Here is a 438-nt window from a genome sequence, read left to right as displayed (position 1 = left end):
GTTGCCGGAGACGCCCGCAATGGCGACGATCTCGCCCGCGTGGAGCGTGAGCGAGACCTGCCGCAGGCGGTCGCGGCCCGGGGACGCGGTGCTCACGTCGCGCAGCGTGCAGACCGGCGCGCCCACCGCCCGGGCAGGCTGGCGCACAGGCGCCTCGACGGCGTGCCCGACCATCCATTGCGCGAGCTGGCCCTGCGTCGTTGCCTGCGCGGGCGCCTCGGCCACGAGCCGGCCCTGGCGCAGCACGACCACGCGGTGCGCTACGCGCAGCACCTCGCCGAGCTTGTGGCTGATGAAGAGGATGGCCAGGCCCTGCGCCACCATCTGCGCCAGCGTGGCGCACAGCGTCTCGCTCTCTTGCGGGGTGAGCACGGCCGTGGGCTCGTCCAGGATGAGGATGCGCGCGCCGCGGTACAGCGCCTTGAGCAACTCGACGCG

General features: G+C 74.0%; 1 pseudogene. It reads right to left on the bottom strand.

Annotation, left to right across the window (positions count from 1 at the left end):
* Nucleotides 1-438, bottom strand: a pseudogene (locus VTU_RS25985) (ABC transporter ATP-binding protein); the annotation flags it as partial.

The sequence above is a fragment of the Verminephrobacter aporrectodeae subsp. tuberculatae At4 genome, assembly GCF_000193225.1.
GTDB classification, from domain to species: Bacteria; Pseudomonadota; Gammaproteobacteria; order Burkholderiales; family Burkholderiaceae_C; genus Acidovorax; species Acidovorax aporrectodeae.
Note: the sequence above shows the minus strand (reverse complement) of the source record. Positions and strands in the feature narration are given on the sequence as shown.